The sequence below is a fragment of the Pleionea sp. WD8-19 genome, assembly GCF_055326765.1.
In genome coordinates, this window is the sequence record NZ_JBUZOU010000019.1 from 82998 (window position 1) to 89547 (window position 6550).

A 6550-nucleotide genomic window follows, 5' to 3' on the forward strand; every position below is an offset into this window, starting at 1 on the left:
CGTAGACTCCTTAGCCTTGGGATCAATCGCACTCATCTTAAGCACACTCCATTTCTCCTTTGGTAAGCTTTACGGGTTGCTGCATGATGTCGTCATCAACAGCGCGACAAAACTTTAAGAACACAGGCACCGTAAACGGCATGGCGATATACTCCTGTTCCTGCTTCCAAATCCTATTCGCCAAATCGTGTACTTTTTTCAATTCGGATTCTTCCAGATCGGTTTCAACCACTTGCAACGCAACTTGGTCTGTTTTAAAGGACGCTTCTGTCACTTCAACCACTACCGTGTGATCACACTGTTCCATCACCTCGTCGGCTAATGTTTGAGAAAGCTTTTCTAACAGCGAAGGTAATTCGGATTTAGAAAACAGGGGTTGTGCGATAATCTCCGGAAAACTCAAGCACTGCTGTACCAATCGGCGCGACGAAAAGCCAGGTAAATCGAGTTTTACTTCGGTAACTTTTAAGAAGATGTAACTCCAGAGCTTAATTCGCAGATCAATACGCCAGCCATCTCGATTTTTGTCGCCCATTTGAAACACAAAATATTTGTATAAGTCTGAGCCAGAGTCGAAGAATCCTTCGTCGTTTTTTCGATAGTAACGATCTTCTGCTTTTAGTAATTCAATGGTTGTCAGCAACTGCTGTTGCAATATTTTCTCAATAGCTAAATAGCCTTTGCGCAAAAAATCTTTCTTTTTCCAATAATCAAAATCGCGATAATAATCGGCCATGTAATCCCAGGCCGCTTCCAGAAAGTAGGCTGCCGTGTTGTAGGCGATCACTGGCGAACAGAGTTCAGCGCAATCCAGTATTGGATAGGTGTTGCACACATGCGCGTACAAGAGTTGATAAAATTCGTGCGCGATTTGATTGGCCGTTGCGACTTTTTTCGAACAAATATTTTCTTCTATTGGCTGACCACAGGAAATATCTTCCAAGATCAAATCGCTTAATAAGTCGTTTAAAATGGCAATTACATCGCCGCCACCACTAAATAACGGATCGAGAAAAAAAGCCGCAAACCCGGTAGCACCAAAGCGTTGTTCACTCACGAATTGGTCCGCTCGGTAAGCGAGCTGCAACCAACTTTCGAAGTCTTCGAGATTCGCGTCGTCTAATAACTCGCTGAGTCCTTTGTGCTGACTTAAAAACGCTAAAAAATCTTCTTTTTTACGTGGGATTTTTGGCATGCGTTCGCGATCAGCTACCACACCGATACTGGTGGATCCACCACTGAGTGGTATTACCCAGATCCAATACCCATCGCCTGAAAAATGAATCGTAGATAAAAATCGACCGAACGCTTTCTTGCGCCAACTTTCGTCGCCAATGGAGTCAATATCTTTTACGTTGCTGAATCGTCCCCACGCCGATGCGTGTTTTGGAACATCAAAATCGTTATGCCATTGTTGTTGTTGCGTTATCAAACGACGTCGACCACTGGCATCGATCAACCAGCGTGCTTCGATCGTCACCGTTTGCTCCTGATATTGATAAGCAACTTGGTGACGACCGCTTTCCAATTCGACCTTTGTGACCTTAGCACCCTGCAAAACGGTAATACCCGCTTCGCGATTCATTGCTATTAAGTCGCGTTCAAAAATGGCGCGGTCAATTTGAAATGCTGGATGCGGTGGAATAGCGGTAGTACCGTGTTCACTCATTTGAGTTAACGGTAAATCGTGTTCAGGAGTGTCGTAAAAAAAGCGAAGGCCATTTTTCGGCAAATGATTGCGATACAGGTAATTCACCAGCCCTAATCGTTTTACGAAATAGCGCCCAGTTAATTCAACCGTTGCTTCGCCGACTTTTGCAAAATATTCGGTTTGTGCTTCTAAAACCAGAATGTTGAGTTGATTATTACTGCGATTTAATTGTCTCGCCAGCGTTAAGCCGGCCCAACCACCACCTACAATAACGACATCGAAAGCGTCGCTATGACCACAAGCGTTTTGCATTACTTACCCCACGTCAAAATAAATTGCGTAGAAGCTAAAGCACCGCCCGTTATAAGCTACAACACTAAAGCTGATCCTTCAGCCAACTTCAACTTAAGATGAGATGTCAAAAGCTACTTGTATGGCTCGCTGTTATCTTTGTTTTCCGGATTTTTTGTATCTCTTTTTCAAGATACTCATCCGATCTCTTAGCGAGTAAAAAGTAGTAAACGATAACTGGCTCTTTGTCGTCAAGCGTGAAAATGTCACACAAAAATTGGCATAATAAGTTCTAGCATCACATTTATGCGATATATAAAGGCGAAAGAAAGTAGGCTCGTTGAAGAGAAAGCGCGACTACTCAATCATCCATAAAAACCACTTCCCTAAAAAATACCAAAACTATACAAGATAAACTTCCAGCAAATCCACCGAAGATCAAATGGATGCTATTCCGCTACAACAGTAGCCATTAGTGATTTCCCATCCAACACCTACCAACCATACAAGTAAGCGTATTTCTGCGCTTTATACCGAGTCAAAAAAAGGCTCAATCCCACTAATGACAGCTTATTGAAGTAAAATAGATATTTATAACCGACTGTTATTTAGTCAATTTGATTATGCTTGACATACTTCGGATTCAATTCTACGCACTGGTTCACAAGATTGAACAATTACCAAATAACGGGTGAAGATCACATTTATTGATATTTTATCTCACATATGAAATTCTCAATAATCCACTGCATTTGCCTACAGAAGCCTCAACTTGTATAGGCAGGCTTGTCATTGGAGAGTGGAATTAACTTGTTGCGCAACAAGCACCTGCTCTCATCACATAAAACGAGACCTGCTTCATTCTTTCTCACGGCATCTCATGGAATGAATTTTTTTTCAAACCTTTTGAACTACCTTTAACTTATGAAATACGCATCGCAATTCGTAAAGCACCGATGAGCTCCATCTCTCCACCCTTTGCTGTTGCCCAGTCAAATCAACAGCTCGACGCTTACTTCTATAGTTTACAACTGAGTCGTGCACGACCGGTTGCTATGGCGATATGGTTGTTTTTTATAGCGGTTACATTGTTAAGCCTGATTTATGACTTTGTACTGACAGCACATGCTCATTCTAACGTTGCGATACTGAAAGGCCTTTTGATTGCACTACTTTTTATTTTCCTTATATTAACGTCCGAAAAGGTAGCGAGACGCTTTCGACTCTCAATTCCGACATCTTTCATCCTTGGCTTTTTCTGTTTTTCGCTGATCAACAGTTTGGTGTATATCCTTTATCTTTCACAACCGTGGATCAACAGCCTTTTCTTGACGTTATTCTTGTCGGCGTTAGTCGTTATTCAATTAGGTATTGTGCCGGTTATTGGTGGCGTGATCATAATGATGGTACTGCCTTTAATCATTTTATCCGGATCGAGTATGGAGACTTCGGAGTTGATTGGTATTGCCTTGTTTCACTTGTGCTGGTGCATCGCAGCGATTGCATCGGCCTATTTGCTACAAGAGCACAACAAGCGCTTGTTTTTATTTGAGCGGCAACTTTACGAAATCAATCGTATGGCAGTAAAAGCTCAGGAAGATGAAGCGCGCGCCAGCCAAGAAAAATCACGCTTTCTCGCCAATATGAGCCATGAAATACGAACACCGCTCACCGCGATTATGGGTTATGCTGAGTCACTGATAAAAGACCCCTGCAGCTTGCAGGAGATCCAACAGGCACTGGATATCATTTATCGAAACGGACAATACCTATTGACCTTAATCAACGATATTCTCGATCTTTCTAAAGTAGAAGCCGGTAAGCTAGAAATCGAGTCGAAGCCCTGCTCATTATTCGAGTTAGTCGATAATATGGAATCATTGCTCGATAAACTTGCACAGCAAAAGAATATAGCGTTCCAAATTAATTACCGCTATCCACTTCCCGAAACCATAAACAGCGATCCACTGCGTTTACGTCAAATTTTATTCAATTTATGCAGCAATGCGATTAAATTTTCCGATGCTGGACAAGTGACCTTAAGTGTTGAAGCCAGCGAAAACTTACAGGTTTTTTTGTTTCGAATCCGTGACAATGGTATTGGCATGGACGAACAAACCAAAAAGAATTTATTTCGACCTTTTGTCCAGGGCGACGTGAGTACCACCCGGCGCTATGGTGGGACCGGTTTAGGTTTGTACATTTCTTATCAATTGGCGAAACGTATGGGCGGTGATATTTGCGTAGAAAGCACCCCAGGTAAAGGCAGTGAGTTTACTTTAATTATGCCTCTATCATTACCCATTAGCGGTATTTGGCTTGAGCAAAAGCCAACGGCTTACGCGCATGACGCTAACGAAAGAGAACAGCTGCCATCGTTATATGGCAACGTTTTATTAGCGGAAGATCAAAAAGACAATCAACGCTTAATTCAGCAACTATTGATACAGTGCGGTGTTAAAGTTTGGACCGCCGACAACGGCGAGCAGGCACTGGAAATTGCATTGGCCGAAGATCTGGATTTGGTTTTAATGGACATACAAATGCCAATTATGGATGGGCTCGAAGCCATCCGCTTGATCCGTGCTGCCGGTTGTCAAACACCTATTATTGCGCTCAGCGCCAATGTTATGGCCTCAGACATCGAAAAGTACCAACAAGCCGGTTGTGTGGATTGCTTAACCAAGCCGATCGATCGGCAACATTTTTTCGATACATTAAAACAATATCTGGTTAAGCGGGGCGAAAACACTTCAGCCAGTAAATTTGTCGATAGCGATGCTTATCGTAAACTCATCGAAAACTACTTACGCCAATTAAGGCTCGATCTCATCCAGCTCAAACAACTGGTCCCACAAGCGGGATTACTTTCTCTAAAGCAATTGACTCATCGAATTAAAGGCTCTGCGGGAAATTTTCAGCTGGACAATATCAGTCGTTTTGCCGCGGAAATGGAACAATTCATTCAACACTTTCAGAAATCGATGGATCTTTGCGTAAAAAAAATGGAGCAAGCTCTGGATAAGGCCGTAAAGGAGCGTGCTGATGATTGATGAGAACTTATTAAAACCGCCGCGACAAATCCTTGTTGTTGATGACGCATTTGATGTAAGAGCCATCTTAAAAGAAATTTTACGGACCGAAAACATTGAGCAAGTAGACGAAGCAAAAGATCAACCGACGGCTCTGGCAAAACTCGCCAAGTTTAGCTATCAACTTGTGTTTCTGGATATCGATTTACCGGGTGGCAGTGGCTTGTTGGTATTACAACACATTAAACAACATTACCCGAAGGTCAAAGTCATTATGGTCAGTGCGCATAACACCGCGCAAAACGTTCGCACGTCTATTGTTCAAGGTGCCGATGGCTTTGTGGTTAAACCCTTTTCACCACAAAAGATTATTTCTATGATTCGTTCTATTCCTCTAGCACCTGTTCCTCGGTCTGATGAGTGAGATTGATTGGTTCTCAATTCACGCTACTTCTATCTCGTTGTTTTAATGAACTATTTAGTTATTTTTAAAAAATAACAATACTAATTAATACCACGACGCTGACCTCCCTTGCTCCCAAAGAATTTAGTGCAATTGCCTTACAGTCCTTGCAATAAGCGGGCTGATGGGATTTAATCTCAGCTTTACGAATCGAAATACTCCGATGGAAACTTAGAGTAGATACTCTTACGGCTTCGTTGGAATATACTGTTAGGCGCAATCATGAATCATTGCCAAGCACATAGATCCGTTACTAACGAAGTCAAAGAATTTTTGATGAACGTAGATGGCGTTGGTGAAGAGTCTATAACTGACTTTCTTCTATGGAAGTGGGCTTTAATCGATAGGAAATTTAGATCGATCAAAGTTTCATCTTTTACTAGACAAGAAGAAAGTAGTATTTCTGGCGCTGACTTTGAAATGGAAGTTTGGCTTGTGGGGAGTAAATTAAATTACCCGCTGGTTTTCCAGGCAAAAAAATTTGTTAAACCCTACGATGGCTATGTTAATAAGCTTAACTACCCAAAGAATACAAAAAATCAAATGAGCACCTTGCTAAAGTATGCAAGTAAAAATTCAAAAATTCCTTTTTACGCGTTTTATAGTATTCCTGATAAAAAAACAGAAGCAATGTGCCGCCACAACGATGTTGAAGATTGTGGTGTATTTATGGCACATGCAAAAATAGTCGAAGAATTCGCCGATGGTAAGCATGGAAGGAGGGTTTCAAAGAATGATTTGCTTGGTGTAAGCAACCCGTTTCACTGTATTTTCTGCTGTCCAATCGCATTCAGAGGCTACTTTGAAAAATACTTTCCATCTATAGATGGTGAGCTTAACGAGCAAAATTTACCTGAATATGTTCGTTACCTTCTTGAGGCTCATGAGCTAGAAATAAGTGAAGAACGGGTGAGAACCTTCATCAAACAGTTTAACTTGGGTAAATTTAGGCATATCGCTGTATATGATATTCGTGAACTAGAAGAATCGCCTAATCGGGTAGCCGGAGGTATCTAGCCTCCAGCCCCCACACCACCCTGCAAGCGGGTCCGCACAGGGCGGTTCATTTAAATTATCCGTTAGGATAATGAACTTTGATCCATCCAGTTCGTA

Annotated in this window: 4 protein-coding genes; 3 read left to right on the plus strand and 1 reads right to left on the minus strand. The window is 42.0% G+C overall.

Going from position 1 to position 6550, the window contains the following annotated elements:
• Window positions 1–37 precede the first annotated feature (37 nt).
• Window positions 38–1963: an NAD(P)/FAD-dependent oxidoreductase gene (locus ACTUJY_RS18285; protein ID WP_463617575.1), complete on the minus strand. Its 1926-nt coding sequence runs from the start codon at window positions 1961–1963 to the stop codon at window positions 38–40.
• A 935-nt stretch (window positions 1964–2898) separates the two neighbouring features.
• Here ACTUJY_RS18285 and ACTUJY_RS18290 point away from each other — a divergent pair.
• The 3 genes from ACTUJY_RS18290 (at window position 2899) to ACTUJY_RS18300 (ending at window position 6454) form a co-directional block, all read left to right on the plus strand.
• Entirely contained in the window at window positions 2899–4995 is a 2097-nt protein-coding gene (locus ACTUJY_RS18290; RefSeq protein WP_463617576.1) for a hybrid sensor histidine kinase/response regulator, read from the plus strand.
• Window positions 4988–5398, plus strand: coding sequence for a response regulator (locus ACTUJY_RS18295; RefSeq protein ID WP_463617577.1), 411 nt, complete (start codon window positions 4988–4990; stop codon window positions 5396–5398). Before ACTUJY_RS18290 ends, ACTUJY_RS18295 begins: the two co-directional genes overlap by 8 nt.
• Window positions 5399–5659: 261 nt before the next feature.
• Window positions 5660–6454, plus strand: a complete 795-nt coding sequence (locus ACTUJY_RS18300; protein WP_463617578.1) for a DUF6615 family protein — start codon at window positions 5660–5662, stop codon at window positions 6452–6454.
• Window positions 6455–6550: the final 96 nt, after the last annotated feature.

Coding starts and splice junctions, on each gene's coding strand:
- ACTUJY_RS18285 (WP_463617575.1), bottom strand. CDS start 1,963: ATGCAAAACGCTTGTGGTCATAGCGACGCTTTCGATGTCGTTATTGTA.
- ACTUJY_RS18290 (WP_463617576.1), top strand. CDS start 2,899: ATGAGCTCCATCTCTCCACCCTTTGCTGTTGCCCAGTCAAATCAACAG.
- ACTUJY_RS18295 (WP_463617577.1), top strand. CDS start 4,988: ATGATTGATGAGAACTTATTAAAACCGCCGCGACAAATCCTTGTTGTT.
- ACTUJY_RS18300 (WP_463617578.1), top strand. CDS start 5,660: ATGAATCATTGCCAAGCACATAGATCCGTTACTAACGAAGTCAAAGAA.